We start from the raw sequence: 20963 nt of genomic DNA, 5'->3' as shown, positions 1-20963 counted from the left end.
CATGCAACCGCGGAAAATCGCAATTGTAATCGAAGACATCGGCGGCAAAGGCGGCACCGAACGGGTGGCCAGCAGCCTGGCCAATGCGCTGACCACCCGCTTCGGCCACCAGGTCGAACTGATATCCATCTGCGGGGATCGGGCGTTCTATCCGCTGGAGCCGGCGGTGACGCTGCGCTTCATGCGCGGCAAGACGCTGCTCTGGCCGTGGCGCCTGGCGCTGTTCTTACGCCGCGGCCGCTATGACGCCATCATCACCGTCTCGATGGGGAAACTCTCGGTGATCATGGTGCCTTACCTGCGGCTGTTGTGTCCCGGCAGCCGCTTGGTGCTGAGTGAACATGTCAGTTTCCACCAGTATCCGTGGCCGATGAAGTGGCTGAAGGTGCTGATCTACCGGCTGGGCGATCGCACCGTGCTGCTGACGCAAAAAGATCTGGCGAATATCGGCCGCTGGGTGCCCGCCCGCAAATGTCGGGTGATTGAGAACGTGTCGCCGTTTCCGCTGCGGGCGCCGCATCCGGAACAGCAACAGCCGGTGGCGCTGGCGGTCGGCCGACTGTGCCACCAGAAAGGCTTCGACCGGCTGATCGCCGCCTGGCGGCAGGTGGCGCAGCAGGCGCCGGAGTGGCGGCTGCACATCGTCGGCGATGGCCCGGATCGGGCGGCGTTGCAACGGCAGATCGCCGATTACGGGCTCGACGACCGGGTGCAGCTGCTGCCGGCCACCGCCGATATCGCCGGGCATTACCGGCAGGCGAGCCTGTTGCTGATGACCTCTCGCTACGAAGGTCTGCCGATGGTGCTGATCGAAGCCATGAGCTTTGGCCTGCCGCTGGTGGCTTTCGACTGTCTGACCGGCCCGGCGGAGCTGATCGACGATCGCGAGAACGGTTATCTGGTGGCGGACGGCGACGTCGACACCTTCAGTCAGCGCGTCCTGGCGCTGATCGGCGACGGCGAACTGCGTCGCCGCTTCTCCCACCGTGCGTTGGAAAAGGCGCAGCGGTTTGTGCCTGAACGTATTTACCCCCAGTGGCAAGAGCTTATCGTCTGAGGTAATCATCATGGAAAAAGTGTCCGTCATTATGCCGGCTTATAACGCCGCCGGTTTTATCCGCGAGTCGATCCTTGGCGTATTGAATCAAACTTATCAGGACTATCACCTGTATGTGATTGACGACGCCTCCACCGACAACACCGCCGAGGTGGTCAAGCCGTTCATTCACGATCGGCTGACCTACATCCGCAACAACGCCAATCAGGGGGTGGCCGAAACGCGCAACATCGCCATCGAGGCGGCGCGCGGCGACTACATCGCGTTTTGCGACAGCGACGATGTTTGGCACCCGAATAAGCTGGCCCGCCAGGTCGGCATCCTTAAAACCCAGCGTTACGACGTGGTCTGCTCACACTATTACACCTTCGAGAATGACCTGGCGCAGGTGAAGAATTACCGCGGCGCCGGGGAGATCATCGCCTACCGCGACATGTTGAAAAGCAACTGGATCGGCAACCTGACCGGCATGTACAACCAGCGCCGGGTCGGCAAGGTCTACCAGCGCAAGGTCGGGCATGAAGACTACGTGATGTGGCTGTCTATTCTGGAGCGCGCGCGCAATCGCCTGGCGTACTGCATTCCGGAGCCGCTGGCGTTTTACCGGCTGTCCGCCAATTCGCTGTCCGGCAACAAGATCCGCGCGGCGGACTGGCAGTGGCAGATCTACCGTCGTCATCTGGGGCTCTCTTATCAAAAATCCTGCTACCTGTTCTTCTCCTACCTGTACAGCGCGGTGATGAAAAGACAATGACCAGCAAAATCTTGAACGCAGCCTGCGTGCTGATCGGATGCGGGCTGGCGGCTCAGGCCGGGGCGGCGGGCTGCGAGACCAATCTGCTGACCAACCCCGGCTTTGAGCAGGGACAGACGGGCTGGTCGCTGCCGCCGGCCAAGGTGGTCTCCGGCGGCCGCAGCGGCCGGGCCAGCCTGTACTACAGCAATCCTGACCCGGCGGAGTATCACCAGATGCTGCAAACGCTGCAGGTGAAAGCGGGCCAGACGATCGCGTTCGGCGTGTGGGTGCGCGGCGATAACCTGCGCGGCAAAGGCGATCAGCCGGGCGCCGGGGTGTACGTCGAAAGCTATGACGCCAAGGGGCGCCACCTGGCCGGCAGCTACCCGCAAGGCCTGCTGGGCAGCAGCGGTTGGCAGCCGGTGGAGGGCAGCTTCACCGTACCGGCAGAGGCCACCACCACCGTACTGGGGCTGTATATGCGCAAGGGCACGACCGGCAACGCCTGGTTCGACGATGCCTACGTTTGCAGCCAGCCGACGGCGCCGGCGTTGTATCAGATGCGCGCCGGCGGGCAATCGGCCTCCAGCCTGATTGAAGTGCAGCAGCCTCAGGAAGTGCAGGTGGAAAGTACGCTGCTCGATAGCCAACGCACCGCCGTGCGGCAGGAGAGCCGCCGCTACCATGTCGCCGAGCGTCAGCGCGTAGAGTTCTCGCTGCCGGCCAACCTGGCCGCCGGCGAGTACCGCCTGCAGCAGCAGGTGACGGACGTGGCGTCGAAGCACAGCCGGAGCAGCGAAATGCCGGTCAGCATCGGCGAGGCGCCGCCGAAAGTGGCGTTGGACGAGCAGGGCTATACGCTGCGGCAGGGCAAGCGCTTCTTTCCGCTGGGCATCTACATGTACGGCAACATGGCGACCGATGAACATCTGGCGCGCATCCGCGACGCCGGTTTCAACACCGTGCTGAATTACAACTACGGCGCAGGGCGCGACCCGTACGCCTATTTCCGCAAAACGCAGCAGTACGGGCTGCAGGTGATTTTCTCGCTGAAGGATTTCTACCCCGGCCTCGACTCTGCGCCGAAAACGCGCCTGAGCTACCCGCAGTTGACGGCGTCTTATGTGGAGAAGTTTAAAACTCAGCCGAACCTGCTCGCCTGGTACATCAACGATGAGCTGGCGCCGAAGTACGCGCCGCAGATAGAGCAGATGCATCTGCAGGTGAAGCAACAAGACCCTGACCATCTGACCTTTCAGGCGCTGAATCAGACCGGCGCGCTCAACGCCTATTTCAACAGTTCCGATGTGTTGGCCAGCGATCCTTATCCGGTCGGACGCGATGCCGACATGACGCGCACGCTGGAATACTCGCGCCTGACGGTGCAGGTGGCGCGCCAGGCGAAGGGCGCCTGGCTGGTGATGCAGATCATGGATCACGCCGCCTATGAGCCGCACCGCAAGCCGCGCCAGCCGAGCGAAGCGGAGATCCGCAACCAGGCCTGGCTGGGGCTGATCGGCGGCGTCAAAGGGCTGCTGTTCTACTCCTATACCGACCTGTTCTACAAGCGCCGCAGCGGTGATTTCAACCAACAGGAATTCGACGGTATCTGGCAAGGGGTTGCCCGCGTGGCGCAACAGATCGACAGCTTCACGCCGTACCTGCTCTCGGGCGAAAGTGCGACGCTGTCCGGCAACAACACTGCCGTACCGGCGCGGCTGTTTATCGACGGCGAGCGCGGCCTGGTGCTGATCGCCAACCCGTACTATCGGCCGATGGCCGCCCGTTTTGACCTGCCGCCCGGCTGGCGCTGGCAGGGGCAGCCGCAGATCGACGCCAAATTGCCCGCAGTGGGCAGCAGCGCGCTGTGGGTGCAACGAGACACTAGCAATCAATAAGGATACCCGTTCATGACTATCACGCTAAGCCTGATCGTCCCGGTGTATAAGGTGGAAGCCTACATCGAAGCGTGCCTAGACTCGGTGCTGAGTCAATTGCCCGACTGGGCGGAAGTGATCCTCGTCGATGACGGCAGCCCGGACGGCTCCATCGCCGTCGCGCAAGAGGTGCTGTGCCGTTATCCGGCGTTGAAAACGCAGGTCAGCATCCTGCGCCAGGATAACCAGGGGTTGAGCGCCGCGCGCAACGCCGGGATCGCCCATGCCGAAGGCGAATATCTCGGTTTTCTGGACTCCGACGACGTGCTGCTGCCGGGCTATTTCAGCATTTTGGGGCGCCTGCTGGCGGATAACCCGCAGGTGGAGATCGTGGCGTTCAACGCCCAGCGCTTCTCGCGGCTGAAAAACGGCCAGATAGAACCGGATGGCCTGATGGCGATCGTGCCCGGCAACGCCGCGCCACAGGAGCGCGAGCCGCATATGGCGCTGTTGGCGGACAGTTTTAACCGCAGCCTGTGGTACGCCTGGGCGCGGATTTATCACCGTTCGCTGTTCAACGACGCCGCGTTTCCGGCGGGGCGCAACTTCGAGGATATCCAGCTGATCCCGCAGCTGTATCTGAAAGCGAACCGCATCGTGGTGTGCGACACGCCGTTGGTAGGATACCGCGCTAACCCCAACGGCATCACGCGCGCGCCGAAGCGGCGGGATTTGGACGATCTCGATTATGCCATCGAGCGCGCTGACAGCGGGCGCCGCCGCGAGGGGGGGAAGGGATTCCACTCGGTGCTGTTCGTCACCACGCTGAAGGCGCGTCTGCTGGTCGGGCTGGACTTCTTCGGCCTGCGTGACGCGCTGCGGGAAACCGCCGAGCTGAAACGGCGCTATGCCCGGCTGCGGGCGGAGGAGCGGCAAATGCTCAGCCGCAAGAACCGCCTGTTCTACCGCAGTCCGCTGGTCTACTACCTGATGGCCAGTCTCTACAACCGTTTCGGGTGAATCTGACCGTGCCCGAACGACGATAAACCCGTGTGGAAGCCCATTATGAGTATCAAAGTCAGCGTCATTATTCCGACCTATGGCCGCAGCGAACTGCTGGCGCGCGCCATCGACAGCGTCCTGGCGCAAACCCATCAGCCGGTGGAGATCGTGGTGGTAGACGATAATCCGCCGGACCATCCGCAGCGCCAGGCCACCCGCGAACGGCTGGCCGGCTATATTGCCGCCGGGCAGGTCGTCTATTGCCCGCGCGCGCGCAACGGCGGCGGGGCGCGGGCGCGCAACAGCGGCATCCTGCGCGCCACCGGGGAATACCTCACTTTTCTGGACGACGACGATTATTACCATCCGGAGAAGATCGCCCGTCAGCTGGCCTTTATGCAGCGCGGCGATTACCCCGTCAGCCTGTGCGATATGGATATTCTGCAGGACGGCCAAATCAGCGCCGAGCGCTATTACCGCGCCCGCTGCGACGGCCTGGAGGACTTCATGCTGGCCGGCGTCGCTTACACGCCGATGATCATGCTGCGCCGCGAGGCGGCGATCGCGGTGCGCGGGTTCTTCAATACCCCGCGTTATCAGGATCATATCTTCATTTATCGCCTGCTGGCGGCGGGCATGCGCATCGGCACGTTGCACGAGCGCCTGGCGGTGCATAACGATCACGACGGTGAGCGTATTACCTCCAGCCCGAAAGGCATCATCGGCTATCACAACAAAATGCAGTTCGAGCGCCGGTTGATGCCGCAGATTTCGCCGCGGGCGCGCAAGGTGATGCGGCTGCGCCACACCTGCATCATGTCGCGCATCATCACCGACAGCCGAAGCCGTCTCGGCGGCGTGCTGCACGGTATGAAGGGCATCATCTACGTCAACAGCGGAGTGATGGCCGGCGTTTACATGAAGAACATTCTGCGCAACGTCTTCTTCCGCGGCGTCCCTTTTTGAAACCCGACGCGGGGTTTTCCCCCGCGTCCTACCCCCAAATACCCCGTCTTGCCTCCCGCCCGTTCACCTTCATCTTGAGATTCTGATTTATTCGTTTTAATTCAATCAATTAATCCTATTTCTCACCCCTATACTTTGGTGGTATTTCCCGCCCGGCGCACGCGTCGCCCGCCGCTTTCTCTTGATCGCAATCAATTTGCCGCCGGTTGGCCGTCAGTAGGCTGGCGGCAGATTGAGCATGTCTTCTTATAACGACAAGAGCCTTCAGGAGCATTCCGGATGAGCAAATTTTTAGACCGTTTCCGCTATTTCAAGCAGTTGGCGGAGCCTTTTTCTGGCGATCACGGCCAGACCTTGAACACCAACCGCGACTGGGAAGACGGCTACCGCAGCCGTTGGCAGCATGACAAAGTGGTGCGTTCCACCCACGGCGTGAACTGCACCGGTTCCTGCAGTTGGAAGATCTACGTGAAGAATGGTCTGGTGACCTGGGAAACCCAGCAAACCGACTATCCGCGCACCCGCCCCGATCTGCCCAACCATGAACCGCGCGGCTGCCCGCGCGGCGCCAGCTACTCCTGGTACCTGTACAGCGCCAACCGGCTGAAATACCCGCTGATGCGCAAGCGGCTGCTCAAACTGTGGCGCGAGGCGAAAGCGCAGCACAGCGATCCGGTCGAGGCCTGGGGATCGATCGTCGGCGATGCGGAAAAAGCCAAAAGCTACAAGGTGGCGCGCGGCCGCGGCGGTTTCGTCCGCTCCAGCTGGCAAGAGGTCAATGAACTGATCGCCGCCGCCAACGTCTATACCGCCAAAACCTTCGGCCCTGACCGCATTATCGGCTTCTCGCCGATCCCGGCGATGTCGATGGTGTCCTACGCCGCCGGCGCCCGTTACCTGTCGCTGATCGGCGGCGCCTGCCTGAGCTTCTACGACTGGTATTGCGATTTGCCGCCGGCTTCGCCGATGACCTGGGGCGAGCAGACCGACGTGCCGGAGTCCGCCGACTGGTACAACTCCTCCTACATCATCGCCTGGGGCTCCAACGTGCCGCAGACGCGCACCCCGGACGCCCACTTCTTTACCGAAGTGCGCTACAAGGGTACCAAAACCGTGGCGGTGACGCCGGACTACGCCGAAGTCGCCAAGCTGTGCGACCACTGGCTGAATCCGAAGCAGGGCACCGACAGCGCGATGGCGCTGGCGATGGGCCATGTGATGCTGAAAGAGTTCCATCTCGATCGCGAAGTCGGCTACTTCCGCGACTACGTGCGCCGCTATACCGACATGTCGATGCTGGTGCTGCTGGAGCCGCGTGAAGGCGGCCACTACGCCGCCGGCCGCCTGCTGCGCGCCGCCGATCTGGTGGACGGACTGGGCCAGGAAAACAATCCCGAGTGGAAAACCGTCGCTATCGACAGCCGCAGCGGCGAGCTGGTGGCGCCGCAGGGCTCCATCGGTTTCCGCTGGGGCGAGAAGGGCAAGTGGAACCTGGAGCAGCGCGAAGGCAAGTCGCAACAGGAAGTCGAGCTGCAGCTCAGTCTGCTGGGCATGCATGACGACGTTGCCGAGGTGGGCTTCCCGTACTTCGGCGGCGCCGACAGCGAGCATTTCAACAGCGTGGCGCTGGACGAAATCCTGCTGCACAAGCTGCCGGTGAAACGCCTGCGGCTGGCGGACGGCAGCGAAGCGCTGGTGACCAGCGTGTATGACCTGCTGCTTGCCAACTACGGCCTGGAGCGCGGGCTGGGCGACGCCAACTGCGCCGCCGACTATGACGAGGTCAAGGCTTACAGCCCGGCCTGGGCCGAGCAGATCACCGGCGTGTCGCGTCACAACATCATCCGCATTGCCCGCGAGTTCGCGGAAAACGCCGAGAAGACCCACGGCCGTTCGATGATCATTGTCGGCGCCGGCGTCAACCACTGGTATCACATGGACATGACCTACCGCGGCCTGATCAATATGCTGATCTTCTGCGGTTGCGTCGGCCAGAGCGGCGGCGGCTGGGCGCACTACGTCGGCCAGGAAAAACTGCGGCCGCAAACCGGCTGGCTGCCGCTGGCGTTCGGCCTTGACTGGCAGCGCCCGCCGCGCCATATGAACAGCACCTCGTTCTTCTACAACCATTCCAGCCAATGGCGCTATGAAACCGTCGGCGCCGATGAGCTGCTGTCGCCGCTGGCGGACAAATCGCGCTTCGGCGGCAGCCTGATCGACTTCAACGTGCGCGCGGAGCGCATGGGCTGGCTGCCGTCGGCGCCGCAGCTGGGCGCTAACCCGCTGCGCCTGGCGGAGCAGGCCCGTGCCGCCGGCCAGTCGCCGGTTGAGTTCACCGTCGACAGCCTGAAGAGCGGCGCGCTGGGCTTTGCCGCCGAGCAGCCGGACAATCCGCAGAACTTCCCGCGCAACCTGTTCGTCTGGCGCTCCAACCTGCTGGGTTCTTCCGGCAAGGGCCATGAATACATGCTCAAATACCTGTTGGGCACCGAGAACGGCATCCAGGGGAAAGATCTCGGCCAGCAGGGCGGCGTGAAGCCGCAGGAAGTGGAATGGCGCGAGCAGGGCGGCGAAGGCAAACTGGATCTGGTGGTGACGCTCGATTTCCGCATGTCGAGCACCTGCCTGTATTCCGACGTGGTGCTGCCGACCGCCACCTGGTACGAAAAAGACGACATGAACACCTCCGACATGCACCCGTTCATTCATCCGCTGTCGGCGGCGGTCGATCCGGCCTGGGATTCGAAGAGCGACTGGGAAATCTACAAGGGCATCGCCAAAGCCTTCTCCGAGGTGTGCGTCGGCCATCTGGGCCAGGAAACCGACGTGGTGACCTTGCCTATTCAGCACGACTCCGCCGCCGAGCTGGCGCAGCCTTACGGCGTGCAGGATTGGAAGAAAGGCGAGTGCGAACTGATCCCCGGCAAAACCGCGCCGCACATCATCGCGGTGGAGCGCGATTATCCGGCCACCTACGAGCGTTTTACCTCCTTGGGGCCGTTGATGGACAAACTGGGCAACGGCGGCAAGGGCATTAGCTGGAATACCCAAACCGAGGTCGATTTCCTCAAGCAGCTTAACTACGTCAAGGCCGACGGCCCGGCGGCGGGGCGGCCGAAGATCGAGAGCGCGATAGACGCGGCGGAAGTGATCCTGTCGCTGGCGCCGGAAACCAACGGCCAGGTGGCGGTGAAAGCCTGGGAAGCGCTGAGCAACGTCACCGGCCGCGATCACCGGCATCTGGCGCTGAACAAGGAAGACGAGAAAATTCGCTTCCGCGACATTCAGGCGCAGCCGCGCAAAATCATCTCCAGCCCAACCTGGTCCGGCCTGGAAGACGAGCACGTCTCCTATAACGCCTGCTACACCAACGTGCACGAGCTGATCCCGTGGCGCACCCTCAGCGGCCGTCAGCAGCTGTATCAGGATCACGAGTGGATGCGCGCCTTCGGCGAAAGCCTGCTGGCGTATAGGCCGCCGATCGACACCCGCGCCGCGCAGCCGCTGCTCAACAGCAAACCGAACGGCAACAAGGAGAAGGCGCTGAACTTCCTGACGCCGCACCAGAAGTGGGGCATCCACTCCACCTACAGCGACAACCTGCTGATGCTGACGCTGTCGCGCGGCGGCCCGATCGTCTGGCTGAGCGAAGACGACGCCAAAGATCTGGGCATCGCGGACAACGACTGGATCGAGGCCTTCAACGCCAACGGCGCGCTGACGGCGCGCGCGGTGGTCAGCCAGCGTATCCCGGCGGGGATGACCATGATGTACCACGCGCAGGAGCGCATCGTGAACCTGCCCGGCTCGGAGATCACTCGCCAACGCGGCGGCATCCATAACTCGGTGACCCGCGCTTGCCCGAAACCGACCCACATGATCGGCGGCTATGCGCAGCTGGCCTACGGCTTCAACTACTACGGCACCGTCGGCTCCAACCGCGACGAGTTCGTGGTGGTGCGCAAGATGAACCGTATTGATTGGTTGGACGATGAAGGCAACGACTACGCGCAGGGCAGTCAGCAGGAGAACAACAAATGAAAATTCGTTCGCAAGTCGGCATGGTGCTAAATCTGGACAAGTGCATCGGTTGCCACACCTGTTCGGTCACCTGCAAGAACGTCTGGACCAGCCGCGAGGGGATGGAATACGCCTGGTTCAACAACGTGGAAAGCAAGCCCGGCGTCGGGTATCCGCACGCCTGGGAAGATCAGGAAAAATGGAAGGGCGGCTGGATCCGTAAAATCAACGGCAAACTGGAGCCGCGCATGGGCAGCCGCGTCGGCGTGCTGGCGAAAATCTTCGCCAACCCGGACGTGCCGGCGCTGGATGACTACTACGAGCCGTTCGATTACGACTACCAGCACCTGCACACCGCCAAACAGGGCAAACACCAGCCGGTGGCACGCCCGCGCTCGGTGATCACCGGCCGGCGCATGAACAAGATCGAAAACGGCCCGAACTGGGAAGAGATCCTCGGCGGAGAGTTCGAAAAACGTTCGCAGGACAAGAACTTCGACAACCTGCAGAAGGCGATGTACGGCCAGTTCGAAAACACCTTCATGATGTATTTGCCGCGCCTGTGCGAGCACTGCCTCAACCCGGCCTGCGTCGCCACCTGCCCGAGCGGGGCGATCTACAAGCGCGGCGAAGACGGCATCGTGCTGATCGATCAGGACAAATGTCGCGGTTGGCGCATGTGTCTGACCGGTTGCCCGTACAAGAAAATCTACTTCAACTGGAAGAGCGGCAAGTCCGAGAAGTGCATCTTCTGCTACCCGCGCATCGAAGCCGGGCAGCCGACGGTCTGTTCGGAAACCTGCGTCGGCCGCATCCGCTACCTCGGCGTGCTGCTGTACGACGCCGATCGCATCGAACAGGCGGCGGCGGTGGAAAACGACAAGGATCTGTACCAGAGCCAGCTCGATATCTTCCTCGATCCGCATGACCCGAAGGTGATTGCTCAGGCGCTGGCGGACGGCGTGCCGCAGGGCGTCATTGAAGCCGCTCAGCAGTCGCCGGTGTACAAAATGGCGATGGACTGGAAGCTGGCGCTGCCGCTGCACCCGGAATACCGCACGCTGCCGATGGTGTGGTACGTGCCGCCGTTGTCGCCGATTCAGTCGGCCGCCGACGCCGGCGAGCTGGCGCACAGCGGCGTATTGCCGGACGTCGAGAGCCTGCGCATTCCGGTGCAGTATCTGGCGAACCTGCTGACCGCCGGCGATACCGAGCCGGTGCTGCTGGCGCTGAAACGCATGCTGGCGATGCGCCACTACAAACGGGCGGAAACCGTCGACGGCGTGGTGGACATCAGCGCGCTGGAGCAGGTCGGTCTGAGCGAAGCGCAGGCGCAGGAGATGTATCGCTACCTGGCGATCGCCAACTATGAAGATCGCTTCGTGGTGCCGTCGAGCCACCGCGAGCTGGCGCGCGAAGCCTTCCCCGAAAGCAAAGGCTGCGGTTTCAGCTTCGGCGACGGCTGCCACGGCAGCGACGGCAAGTTCAATCTGTTCAACAGCCGTCGTATCGACGCCATCGACGTGACCGCGAAAACCGCGCGGCCGGAGGATGCCTCATGATCAGCCTGAAAGTGATCGCCCGCCTGCTGGATTACCCGGAGCAGGCGCTGTTTGACCATCAGCAGGCGCTGATTGAAGCGCTGGAACCGGCCAGCGAGCTGGATCTGCACCACAGCGCGCTGCTGATTCTGTTTATCCGCCGCCTGTGCGCGCGCCCGTTGCTGGACGCGCAGGCCGACTATTGCGAGCTGTTCGATCGCGGCCGCGCCACCTCGCTGCTGCTGTTTGAGCACGTGCACGGCGAGTCGCGCGATCGCGGCCAGGCGATGGTTGACCTGATGGCGCAGTACCGCGCCGCCGGGCTGGAGATCGACAGCCGCGAGCTGCCTGATTTCCTGCCGCTGTACCTGGAGTATTTGGCCAGCCGCAGCGCGGCACAGGCGCGGGAAGGGCTGCAGGACATTGCGCCGATCCTGGCGCTGCTGGGCGCGCGCTTGCAGCAGCGCGAAAGCCCGTACGCGGTGCTGTTCGATCTGCTGCTGGCGCTGTCCGGCAGCGATGCGCAGGCGCAGGCGCTGAAGACGCAGGTGGCGCAAGAGGCGCGCGACGATACGCCGCAGGCGCTGGATGCGGTATGGGAAGAGGAGCAGGTCAAATTTCTCGGCGAGCAGGGCTGCGCCTCCGCCCAGCAGACGGCGCACCAGCGGCGCTTCGCCGGCGCGGTGGCGCCACAGTATCTGGACCTGACGGATGCGTTAACCGGAACCAAAGGACGCTAATTATGCAATTTTTGAATCAGTTCTTCTTCGATATCTACCCTTATCTGGCCGGCGCGGTGTTCCTGATCGGCAGCTGGCTGCGCTACGACTATGGGCAGTACAGCTGGCGCGCCGGCTCCAGCCAGATGCTGGATAAAAAGGGCATGCGGCTGGCGTCCAACCTGTTCCACATCGGCATTATCGGCATCTTCGCGGGCCACTTCCTCGGCATGTTGACGCCGCACTGGATGTATGAGGCCTTCCTGCCGATCGACGTGAAGCAGAAGCTGGCGATGATCGCCGGCGGCGCCTGCGGCCTGATGACGCTGATCGGCGGCGCGCTGCTGCTGAAGCGCCGGTTGACCAACCCGCGGGTGCGCGCCACCAGCAGCGTCGCCGACATCCTGATCCTGACATTGCTGGTGGTGCAGGTGTGCCTGGGGTTGCTGACCATTCCGTTCTCCGCCCAGCATATGGACGGCAGCGAAATGATGAAGCTGGTGGCCTGGGCGCAGGCGGTCGTGACCTTCCACGCCGGCGCTTCTGCGCACCTGGAAGGCGTGGCGCTGATCTTCAAGCTGCATATGGTGCTGGGCATGACGCTGTTCGTGCTGTTCCCGTTCTGCCGCCTGGTGCATATCTGGAGTGCGCCGGTAGAGTACCTGACCCGCCGTTACCAGCTGGTGCGCAACCGCCGCTGAGCCTGACCCCGCCGCCGCCGATCGCCAGCGGCGGCGCTATTCCGATAATTCCCCCGCCGTCTGCCCATTCTCGTCGCCTTGTCGTAAACTCACTATCTCAGTTATGTTACGTTTATGCTTCCGCCGACGGACGTCGGCCTGTGGTAGCCGATAACAAGAGATACCGCCTTGATGAAAGGCATTTTGGGACATAAAAACCGGGGATGATCCGTGTGGCCTTCGCGCCGTACGGGAGAATCGCTTTATGGATAGTCAGGTTAATCAATAACAATAATGACCACACAATTACGCTCACCCGAGCTGCTGCCTCTGAAAATCATCGCCACCGGGGCCGCGTTGCCGCCTAACCGCGTGGCGTCCTCTGCGCTCGACGCTCGGCTGGGGAAACCGGCCGGCTACGTTGAAAAACGCTCGGGCATCGTTTACCGCTATCACGCCGCCGACGATGCCAGCCAGGCCGAACTCGCCGCCGCCGCGCTGCAAGATGCGCTGGCTCGCCGCGCCATGCCGGCAGACTCGATCGATCTGCTGATCTCCGCCTCGGCGATTTCGGTGCAGGCGCTGCCGTGCACCGCCGCGCACATTCTCAAGGTGGCGGGGCTGGCGCCGGGCACGCCGGGCTTCGACATCAACAGCAGCTGCGTCAGTTTTATCTCTGCGCTGCAGGTGGCGGCGGGGCTGCTGAACGCCGGGACGTATCGACGCATCGCCATCGTCTCGGCGGATCTCGCTTCACGCGGCATCGACTGGCAGCACGAAGAGTCGTCGCTGATCTTCGGCGACGGCGCGGCCTGCGCCATCGTGGAGCGCGGCGATGGCGCCAGCGGCATCCTCGCCAGCCTGGTGGAAACCTACCCCGCCGGCAGCGAACTGTGCGAGATCCGCGCTGGCGGCACGCGTCGCAACCCGCGCGCCGGCATGTGTGAGCAAGACTTCCTGTTTCATATGCAGGGCAAGCCGCTGTTCCGCCAGGCATCGGCGCTGATTGAGGGTTACCTCGATCGGCTGTTGAGCGCCAGCGGCCTGACCCTGGCGCAGATCGCCACCGTGGTGCCGCATCAGGCCAGCCATCTGTCGCTCGAACATATGCGCAAACGGCTGCACGTCTCCAGCGAGGCGCTGGTCGATATCTACCGCCATCATGGCAATCAGGTGGCGGCGTCTATCCCGACGGCGCTGCATGCCGCCGTGACCACCGGGCGCTTCAATCCCGGTCAGCCGGTGATGCTGATCGGCACCGCCGCCGGGCTGGCGCTGGCCGGCATGGTGTTGCTGCCATGAGGGTGCTGGTCACCGGGGCGACCAGCGGGCTGGGACGCAACGCGGCGCAGTGGTTGCTGGAGGCCGGACATCAGGTGCGCGCCACCGGCCGCGATGAACGGGCCGGCGCAACGCTGCGTCAGCTGGGCGCCGAGTTTTGCGCGCTCGATCTGGCGCAGGCCACGCCGCAGCAGTGTCGGGAGCTGGTGACCGACTGCGAGTGGGTCTGGCACTGCGCGGCCAAGTCTTCGCCCTGGGGCGGCAAAGCGGAGTTTCACCGCATCAAGCCGCGGCGACGGAGAAGCTGGCGGAGGCGGCCGGGCGCTGCGGCGTGCGGCGCTTCGTGCATATCTCCACGCCGGCAATCTACTTCGATTTTCAGCCGCATTACGATCTTGACGAGGGTTACCGCGTCCGGCGCTTCGCCAATCACTATGCCGCCAGCAAGTATGCGGCCGAACAACGCCTGTTGGCGCAGGCGAAGATCTATCCGCAAACCACCTATATTATGCTGCGGCCGCGCGGCCTGTTTGGCCCGCACGATCGGGTGATCGTGCCGCGGCTGTTGCAGCAGCTCGAACGCGACCGCGGGGTATTGCGATTGCCCGGCGGCGGACAAGCGCTGCTGGATCTGACCTTCGCCCCCAACGTGGTGCACGCGATGGATCTGGCCAGCCGGCAGCGCGGATTGCCGTCCGGCGCCGTGTACAACATCACCAACCACCAACCGCAGCGGCTGGCGGAGATGCTGGATGCGTTGCTGCGTCAGGAACTGGGGCTGAGTTACCGGCTGCAGGCCGTGTCCTATCCGCTGCTGCATACGCTGGCCGGCGGCATGGAGCTGTGGGCGACGCTGAGCGGCAAGGAACCGCTGTTGACGCGCTACAGCGTGGCGGCGGTGCATTTTGACATGACGCTGAGCCAGACCCGTGCGATCGAAGAGCTGGGTTACCGGCCGCGTTATTCGATGGAAGAGGGCATTCGTCTGACCGGCGAGTGGCTGCGGCGGCAAGGAGGCGGACAGCATGGCTAAGGTCACCGTGTTTGAAGTGGGCTATTGCACGCATATCGGCTGCATGGCGCTGCGCGGCGCCGGATTCCGGGTGTGCAAATTCCCGGCGCGCGCCTATCTGCTGGAGGTGGGGGAGCGCCGCTGGCTGTGGGATACCGGCTACGCGCGTTATTTTCAGCAGCACACGCAGTCGGGGCTGTTCAGCCTTTACCGCCGCATGACGCCGGTCTATTTCGATCCGGCCGAGTCGTTGGCGCATCAGCTGCGCGAAGCCGGTTACGCCGAGGGGGATATTCAGTCGCTGATCGTCTCGCATTTTCACGCCGATCACATCGCCGGGCTGCAGGATTTCAGCCAACTCGACTTTATTTGCTCCGGCGAGGGTTGGCAGCAAACCCGTGGGCTGCGCGGTTTCGCGGCGCTGAAGCGCGCCTTTATTCCCGGCCTGATCCCGGCGGATTTCGAGAGCCGTCTGCAGTTTATGGAGTCTTTTCCTGCGGTGGCGTTGCCCGCGCTGTTGGCGCCGTTCGATCGCGGTTACGCGCTGCCGGGCAGTGAAGGGCAGATCGTGCTGGTGCCGTTGCCGGGGCATGCGGCCGGCCATATCGGCGCCTTTATTCTCACCGACGCCGGCTGGACACTGCTGGCCAGCGACGCCGCCTGGTCGCCGCAGAGTTACCAGACGCTGCGCGGGCCTTCGCGCCTGGCCAATCTGGTGATGGACGACGCGGCGGCTTACACCCGCACCCTGGAGCGGCTCAACCAGCTGTGGGCGGGCGGCCAGGTCAACATTTTGCTGTGCCACGAGGGGGACCTGTGATCCCCTTCATGACCCTTTGGCACTATTTCCGCGCCCGGCGCCTGCGCTTTGGCGATCGTGCGGCGCTGGAGGCGCATCAGGCCCGACAGCTTGAGGGGTTTGCCCGCCGGGTGCTGAGCAAGAGTCCCTATTTTCAAGGCTTCAGCCGCCGGCCGTTCGCCGAATGGCCGCCGATGGACAAGGCGCTGATGATGGCGCAGTTCGACCGCATGAACACCGCCGGGCTGCGGCGCGATGCGGTGCTGGCCTGCGCGCAGCGCAGCGAGGCGGATCGCGATTTCACGCCGAAGATCGGGCGCTACAGCGTCGGATTGTCGTCCGGCACTTCCGGGCAGCGCGGCGTGTTTGTCGTCAGCCCGCGGGAACAGCAGGTGTGGGCCGGCGGCATGCTGGCGAAAATGCTGCCGGACGGGCTGTCGGCGGGCGAGCGCGTCGCGCTGTTTCTGCGCGCGGACAATAATCTCTATCACAGCGTGAACAACCGTTGGCTGAGCCTGGCGTTTTACGATTTGCTCGCGCCGTTCAGCGGCCATTTGCCGGCATTGGAACGGCAGGCGCCCAGCATCATCGTGGCCCCGGCGCAGGTGCTGCGCGCATTGGCGTTGGCGGTGCTGGCCGGGCAGGTGACGCTGTCGGTCAAAAAAGTGATCTCGGTCGCCGAGGTGCTTGAAGAACAGGATCGCCGCCTGCTGCAGCAGGTGTTTCCGGCGGTCGGCGAAGTGTATCAGGCTACCGAGGGGTTCCTCGCCGCCACCTGCGCGCACGGCACCTTGCACCTGAACGAGGAGTTTTTGCATATCGAGCCGCAGTGGATCGACGAACTGCGCTTCACGCCGCTGATCACCGACTTTACCCGCAGTACGCAGCCGATCGTGCGCTATCGGCTGGACGATGTATTGGTGCTGCGCAAGGAACCCTGCCCATGCGGGCAACCGACGCGGGCGATCGCCCGTATCGAGGGGCGGCGCGACGATCAGCTGATGCTGCCCGATGCGCAGCGGCAACCGCAGGCGGTGTTCGCCGATGCCTGTAGCCGAACGATCGCCAATGCGTTGCCGCTGACCAGCGATTACCGCTTGATCCAGCATGGCGAACGGCGGTTGGAGCTGATTGCCGATTGCAGCCCGGCGGCGTTGGCGCACTGTCAGGCGCAGCTGATGGCGCTGTTCGCTCGTCAGGGCATCGCCACCGACCGCCTCGAATGGCGGTTGACGGCGCAAGCGGTGCTGCCGCAGTTCGATCGCAAGCGGCGGCGCATCGTGCGCCGGGCGGAGGAGGCATGAAAAGCGCACTGTTCAGGCTATGGCACATGCTGCTGGGATGGGGCACGGTCGGCGTGGTGTATAGCCTGACCGATCGCCTGCAGGGGGCGGGAACCCTGTTGCCGCCGTCGGCGCTTGATCGGGCGATCCCGTTCAGCCCCACGGCCATCTGGCTCTATCTGTCGTTCTTCCTCATCGTCCCGGCGGGCTATCTGCTGGCGCCGCTGCCGCGGATCAAATGGCTGACGCTGGCGATGCAGCTGACCGCGCTGGGCGCCGGGGCGGTTTATCTGCTGTGGCCGACCACCATGGCCTATCCGCAGAACGATGGCGTCGGGATCAGCGCGCAACTGCTGGCGGCGTTAACCCGGGTGGACTCGCCGCAAAACTGCCTGCCTTCGTTGCATATGGCGCTGACGGTGCTGGCGGTGTGGGCGCTGAGCGACGGCGAGCGCAAAGTGCGCACGGCGCTGTGGATGCTGTGGGGCGTGGCGATCGCGTTCTCGATTCTGCAACTGCGTCGGCATTTGTTTGTCGATTTGGCCGGCGGCGCGCTGCTGGCGCTGTTCGCCGGCTGGCTGGCCCTGCGCATGAAAACCCTGCGCAGGCGCGTCGTTAAAGGAGAAATGGGATGAGCGATCTGGCATTGCCGATAGTGTTCATGCTGTTCATCGTGGTGGCCGAGGCGGTGGCGCTGCAGTGGGGGCGTCGCGAGCCGGTCAACTGGCACGATCTGGTGTTCAACCTGAATTCCGGCCATATCATGCTGTGGCTGTTCCGCGGGTTGGAGATCACCTGCTACGGCTATGTGGCCGCGCATTTCAGCCTGGGGTTGCTGGATGCCTGGCCGCCACTGCTGATGTGGCTGTTCGCCCTGCTGGCGTGGGACTTCGGTTTCTACTGGCTGCACCGTCTGCACCATCGTTTCCGCCTGCTGTGGGCGGTGCACGTGGTGCACCATCAGGGCGAGCACTTTAATCTGTCGCTGGGAGTGCGCAACTCCTGGTATTCGTCGCTGACGTCGATCCCGTTCTTTTTGCTGCTGGCGCTGGCGGGGGTGCCGCTGTCGGTGTTCGTTGCGGTCTCTATTTTTCATTACAGCATTCAGCTGTTTAACCACAATGCGCTGACGCCGAAGCTCGGCGTGCTGGAAAAAATCCTGGTCACGCCGGCGCATCACCGGGTGCATCACGTCAAGGACATGGCGTATTCCAATAAGAACTTCGGCGGCAGCTTTATCTTCTGGGACAAGCTGTTCGGCACCTTTTGCCCGGCATTGCCGAGCACGCCGTTCAGCTATGGCGTCGGCGGCGACAGGCCGTCCGCCAACCCATTCTGGGCGAGCAATCTGCCGTTCCTGCGCTATTTGCGCCTGGCATGGCGCCCGGCGCCGGGCCGGCCACGCGACCGCCGTTCGGCGCTCAGCGTTTTCAGCGGCGCCATGTTGTTGTTCTCGCTGGTGGTCGGTTACGTCTACCAATACGGTTACGGCTATAGCGACATCAGCTGGCCGCAAATGGCGCTGTTAGCGCTGCTGGCGTTGGGATCGGTGGCGCTGGGCGGCATGACGGAAGGGCGGCGGTGGGCGAGCGCCGTCTGGCTGCTGATCGCGCTGGGCATGCCGCTGCTGTTTATCGGCTATCTCGGTTGGCCGCAGCGCTATTGGCATATCGCCATGGCCGCCGTGGCGTTGCATGCCCTGTGCGTCGCGTTGGGCTGGGGAAGAGTAGCCGCACCGGCCGCCGTGGAGGAACCGCATGGCTGAATCATTGCCGCCGCTGCGTTTTCCCGCCGATGGCGAACAGGCCTTCCACCGCGATCTTAAGCGCGCGGCCCACGCCTGTCTGGCGGGCGATCATCGCTATGCCGATGCCGCGCGATTGGCCAAGGCCGCGCTGTTGCTGGCGCTGTGCGTCGGGTTTTACGCGCTGAGCCTGCTGCAGCATCAGCCCTGGGCGTTTTTCCTCTGCTATTTCCTGTTCGTGACCATGGGCATGCTGCTCAATGTCAACGTCAACCACGATGCTTCGCATAACGCTTTCCTGCGTGCGCCCTGGGCCAATCGGCTGGTGGGGCGGTTGGTGACGCTGCCGCTGGGCGTCGATCCGGACTACTGGCGCACGCGGCATGTGGATTACCACCACGTTTACGCCAACGTCGAACATTACGATCTGGATACCGAAGAGAACGGCTTCTTCCGCCAGACACCGTTCCAGCGCTGGCGGCCCCATATGCGCTATCAGCATCTGTACTGGCCGCTGATCGCCGCGCTCTCGCTGCCCTATATCGCCTGGATTTTCGATTGGTCCGATCGGCTCGATAAAACGCCGCTGCGGGAAAAACGCGTGCTGGCGGGGCGCGGCGGTTGGGCGCTGTTCGTGCTGTGCAAGCTCGCGCATCTGGCGCTGGTGCTGGTGGCGCCGCTGCTCGTGGGCCATTTGCACGGCATCGGCTGGGGCTGGGTGTTGCTGGCTTACGCGCTCAGCCAGATGTGCGCCTCGCTGCTGGTGGTGTTCTTGCTGCTGGGCACCCATTGGGCGCAGGCCGAGTTTTACCCGGCGCCGACGGGCGACAGCATGCCGCAAGGCTGGTATCGGCACAATTTCGCCACCGCCTGCGACTGGCAGCCCGAACCGCGCTGGCTGGAGCATCTGACCGGCGGGCTGAACTATCACCTGACCCATCACCTGTTTCCCGGCTGGAATCATCGCCACTATCCGGCGCTGGCCGCCGCGGTAGCGGAGGTCGCGCAGCGGCACGGCATGGCGTACCGCTGCATCGGCTATCGCGAACTGCTGGCGCAACAACAGCGCTTCTTGCGGCGGATGGGGCAGCCATGAAACCGCTGCGTCCGTTAGCCTATCGGCGCGACGACAACGGGTTGCACCGCGCGCTGATGCAGGCCGCCCAGCACTATCTGGCGACCCACGGCGATCACCGTTTCGCCGACGGCGGCATGCTGGCGAAGGTCGCGCTGCTGCTGGCGCTGTGCGGCCTGTGTTACGGGCTGAGCCTGCAGCAGCATAACGGCTGGGCGTTTTTCGCCTGCTACTTCGGTTTTATCTTTATCGGCATGTTCCTGACGGTGAACGTGGTGCACGACGCCTCGCACAACGCGTTTTTCCGCCGCCCCTGGGCCAACCGCTGGCTGAACGCACTGGTGAGCGTGCCGCTGGGGCTGGATCCCGACTGTTGGCGCGTGCGGCATGTGTTGTTCCACCATGCCCATAACAACATCGAACATTACGATCCCGATATCGACGCCAATGGCGTGCTGCGGCAAACGCCGTTCCAGCGCTGGCGGCCCTTTATGCGCGCGCAGCGTTACTATTGGCCGTTGGTGGCGGCGCTGACTTTTCCGTACTACATCTGGCTGTTCGATTGGTTGGACAGGGCGGGCCGCACCCGCGTGGCGGCGCGCATGGCGCAGCAGGGCGTACGCGGCTGGATCGGGTTTCTGGCTGGGAAGGTGGCGCACCTGCTGCTGGCGCTGGCGATCCCATGTTGGCTGTTGCCGCCGGCTATCGGCATCGGGCAAATTCTGCTGGTCTATTTGCTGAGCCAGATGCTTTCTTCATTGCTGTTCGTGATGTTGATCATCGGCACCCACTGGGCCAAGGCCAACTTTTATCAGGCGCCGGCGCAGGGCGCGATGCCGCACGGTTGGTATCACCACGTGTTCGCCACCACGTTCGACTGGCAGACTCGGCCGCGCTGGCTGGGTTATTGGCTGGGCGGGGCGAATCTGCATTTGACGCATCATCTGTTTCCGCACTGGAGCCACCGCCATTACCCGGCGCTCAGCCGCATCATCGGCGAGGTGGCGCCGCGTTTCGGCATCGACTACCGCCTGCTGGAGCTGGAGGAGCTGTTGCGTCTGCAGCAACGCTTCCTCAGCGCGATGGGCAGCAAGCCGCGCTAGCGTTGCATACGAATTGTGCGAGGCGTTACGCAGTTCACTAATTGAACGATATTTGCCCTTCCAGTAGA

Annotated in this window: 16 protein-coding genes and 1 pseudogene; all 17 read left to right on the top strand. The window is 63.5% G+C overall.

The window, feature by feature from the left end; translation table 11 throughout:
* The first annotated feature begins 1 nt into the window (after nucleotide 1).
* Nucleotides 2–1057 carry a glycosyltransferase family 4 protein gene (locus ITX55_RS16215; RefSeq protein ID WP_072627462.1) on the top strand — a complete coding sequence of 352 codons (1056 nt, stop codon included), beginning with the start codon at nucleotides 2–4 and terminating at the stop codon, nucleotides 1055–1057.
* Nucleotides 1058–1067: 10 nt separating this feature from the next.
* Nucleotides 1068–1811: a glycosyltransferase family 2 protein gene (locus ITX55_RS16210; RefSeq protein WP_033643433.1), complete on the top strand. Its 744-nt coding sequence runs from the start codon at nucleotides 1068–1070 to the stop codon at nucleotides 1809–1811.
* Nucleotides 1808–3691, top strand: a complete 1884-nt coding sequence (locus tag ITX55_RS16205; protein ID WP_042784785.1) for a carbohydrate-binding protein — start codon at nucleotides 1808–1810, stop codon at nucleotides 3689–3691. Before ITX55_RS16210 ends, ITX55_RS16205 begins: the two co-directional genes overlap by 4 nt.
* 12 nt (nucleotides 3692–3703) lie before the next feature.
* Nucleotides 3704–4690 carry a glycosyltransferase family 2 protein gene (locus ITX55_RS16200; RefSeq protein WP_108680955.1) on the top strand — a complete coding sequence of 329 codons (987 nt, stop codon included), beginning with the start codon at nucleotides 3704–3706 and terminating at the stop codon, nucleotides 4688–4690.
* A 45-nt stretch (nucleotides 4691–4735) separates the two neighbouring features.
* Nucleotides 4736–5638 (top strand): glycosyltransferase family 2 protein, encoded by a 903-nt coding sequence (locus tag ITX55_RS16195; protein WP_108680953.1) that lies wholly within the window; start codon nucleotides 4736–4738, stop codon nucleotides 5636–5638.
* Between the two features lie 279 nt (nucleotides 5639–5917).
* Nucleotides 5918–9679 carry a nitrate reductase subunit alpha gene (locus ITX55_RS16190; RefSeq protein ID WP_108680951.1) on the top strand — a complete coding sequence of 1254 codons (3762 nt, stop codon included), beginning with the start codon at nucleotides 5918–5920 and terminating at the stop codon, nucleotides 9677–9679.
* Complete coding sequence (gene narH, locus ITX55_RS16185) at nucleotides 9676–11220, top strand: nitrate reductase subunit beta (protein ID WP_108680949.1); 1545 nt, start codon at nucleotides 9676–9678, stop codon at nucleotides 11218–11220. Before ITX55_RS16190 ends, narH begins: the two co-directional genes overlap by 4 nt.
* On the top strand, nucleotides 11217–11939 hold the full coding sequence (gene narJ, locus ITX55_RS16180; protein WP_033650904.1) for a nitrate reductase molybdenum cofactor assembly chaperone: 723 nt from the start codon (nucleotides 11217–11219) through the stop codon (nucleotides 11937–11939). Before narH ends, narJ begins: the two co-directional genes overlap by 4 nt.
* Before the next feature lie 2 nt (nucleotides 11940–11941).
* A complete protein-coding gene (gene narI / locus ITX55_RS16175; RefSeq protein ID WP_033643426.1) occupies nucleotides 11942–12619 on the top strand; it encodes a respiratory nitrate reductase subunit gamma in 678 nt (225 codons plus the stop codon).
* A gap of 273 nt (nucleotides 12620–12892) precedes the next feature.
* Nucleotides 12893–13900 carry a 3-oxoacyl-[acyl-carrier-protein] synthase III C-terminal domain-containing protein gene (locus ITX55_RS16170; protein ID WP_069100988.1) on the top strand — a complete coding sequence of 336 codons (1008 nt, stop codon included), beginning with the start codon at nucleotides 12893–12895 and terminating at the stop codon, nucleotides 13898–13900.
* A pseudogene (locus tag ITX55_RS16165) lies at nucleotides 13897–14912 on the top strand (NAD-dependent epimerase/dehydratase family protein). The gene ITX55_RS16170 and the pseudogene ITX55_RS16165 overlap by 4 nt, the downstream one beginning before the upstream one ends.
* Complete coding sequence (locus tag ITX55_RS16160) at nucleotides 14905–15711, top strand: MBL fold metallo-hydrolase (protein ID WP_089191917.1); 807 nt, start codon at nucleotides 14905–14907, stop codon at nucleotides 15709–15711. Before ITX55_RS16165 ends, ITX55_RS16160 begins: the two are co-directional and overlap by 8 nt.
* Nucleotides 15708–16994, top strand: a complete 1287-nt coding sequence (locus ITX55_RS16155; protein WP_108680945.1) for a F390 synthetase-related protein — start codon at nucleotides 15708–15710, stop codon at nucleotides 16992–16994. The genes ITX55_RS16160 and ITX55_RS16155 overlap by 4 nt, the downstream gene beginning before the upstream one ends.
* Nucleotides 16991–17608: a phosphatase PAP2 family protein gene (locus ITX55_RS16150; protein ID WP_033650909.1), complete on the top strand. Its 618-nt coding sequence runs from the start codon at nucleotides 16991–16993 to the stop codon at nucleotides 17606–17608. Before ITX55_RS16155 ends, ITX55_RS16150 begins: the two co-directional genes overlap by 4 nt.
* Nucleotides 17605–18738, top strand: a complete 1134-nt coding sequence (locus tag ITX55_RS16145; protein ID WP_042784774.1) for a sterol desaturase family protein — start codon at nucleotides 17605–17607, stop codon at nucleotides 18736–18738. The genes ITX55_RS16150 and ITX55_RS16145 overlap by 4 nt, the downstream gene beginning before the upstream one ends.
* The gene (locus tag ITX55_RS16140; protein ID WP_108680943.1) at nucleotides 18731–19813 is read left to right on the top strand and encodes an acyl-CoA desaturase; all 1083 of its coding nucleotides are present in this window, start codon (nucleotides 18731–18733) and stop codon (nucleotides 19811–19813) included. Before ITX55_RS16145 ends, ITX55_RS16140 begins: the two co-directional genes overlap by 8 nt.
* Nucleotides 19810–20895, top strand: coding sequence for an acyl-CoA desaturase (locus tag ITX55_RS16135; RefSeq protein WP_108680942.1), 1086 nt, complete (start codon nucleotides 19810–19812; stop codon nucleotides 20893–20895). Before ITX55_RS16140 ends, ITX55_RS16135 begins: the two co-directional genes overlap by 4 nt.
* Nucleotides 20896–20963: the final 68 nt, after the last annotated feature.

This window comes from Serratia sp. EWG9, from assembly GCF_019913725.1.
Lineage (GTDB): Bacteria > Pseudomonadota > Gammaproteobacteria > Enterobacterales > Enterobacteriaceae > Serratia > Serratia ureilytica.
This window is presented reverse-complemented; position numbering and strand designations above follow the sequence as displayed.

Coding starts and splice junctions, on each gene's coding strand:
- narI (WP_033643426.1), top strand. CDS start 11,942: ATGCAATTTTTGAATCAGTTCTTCTTCGATATCTACCCTTATCTGGCC.
- ITX55_RS16170 (WP_069100988.1), top strand. CDS start 12,893: ATGACCACACAATTACGCTCACCCGAGCTGCTGCCTCTGAAAATCATC.
- ITX55_RS16190 (WP_108680951.1), top strand. CDS start 5,918: ATGAGCAAATTTTTAGACCGTTTCCGCTATTTCAAGCAGTTGGCGGAG.
- ITX55_RS16145 (WP_042784774.1), top strand. CDS start 17,605: ATGAGCGATCTGGCATTGCCGATAGTGTTCATGCTGTTCATCGTGGTG.
- ITX55_RS16215 (WP_072627462.1), top strand. CDS start 2: ATGCAACCGCGGAAAATCGCAATTGTAATCGAAGACATCGGCGGCAAA.
- ITX55_RS16160 (WP_089191917.1), top strand. CDS start 14,905: ATGGCTAAGGTCACCGTGTTTGAAGTGGGCTATTGCACGCATATCGGC.
- ITX55_RS16210 (WP_033643433.1), top strand. CDS start 1,068: ATGGAAAAAGTGTCCGTCATTATGCCGGCTTATAACGCCGCCGGTTTT.
- ITX55_RS16205 (WP_042784785.1), top strand. CDS start 1,808: ATGACCAGCAAAATCTTGAACGCAGCCTGCGTGCTGATCGGATGCGGG.
- ITX55_RS16140 (WP_108680943.1), top strand. CDS start 18,731: ATGGCTGAATCATTGCCGCCGCTGCGTTTTCCCGCCGATGGCGAACAG.
- narJ (WP_033650904.1), top strand. CDS start 11,217: ATGATCAGCCTGAAAGTGATCGCCCGCCTGCTGGATTACCCGGAGCAG.
- ITX55_RS16135 (WP_108680942.1), top strand. CDS start 19,810: ATGAAACCGCTGCGTCCGTTAGCCTATCGGCGCGACGACAACGGGTTG.
- narH (WP_108680949.1), top strand. CDS start 9,676: ATGAAAATTCGTTCGCAAGTCGGCATGGTGCTAAATCTGGACAAGTGC.
- ITX55_RS16200 (WP_108680955.1), top strand. CDS start 3,704: ATGACTATCACGCTAAGCCTGATCGTCCCGGTGTATAAGGTGGAAGCC.
- ITX55_RS16150 (WP_033650909.1), top strand. CDS start 16,991: ATGAAAAGCGCACTGTTCAGGCTATGGCACATGCTGCTGGGATGGGGC.
- ITX55_RS16195 (WP_108680953.1), top strand. CDS start 4,736: ATGAGTATCAAAGTCAGCGTCATTATTCCGACCTATGGCCGCAGCGAA.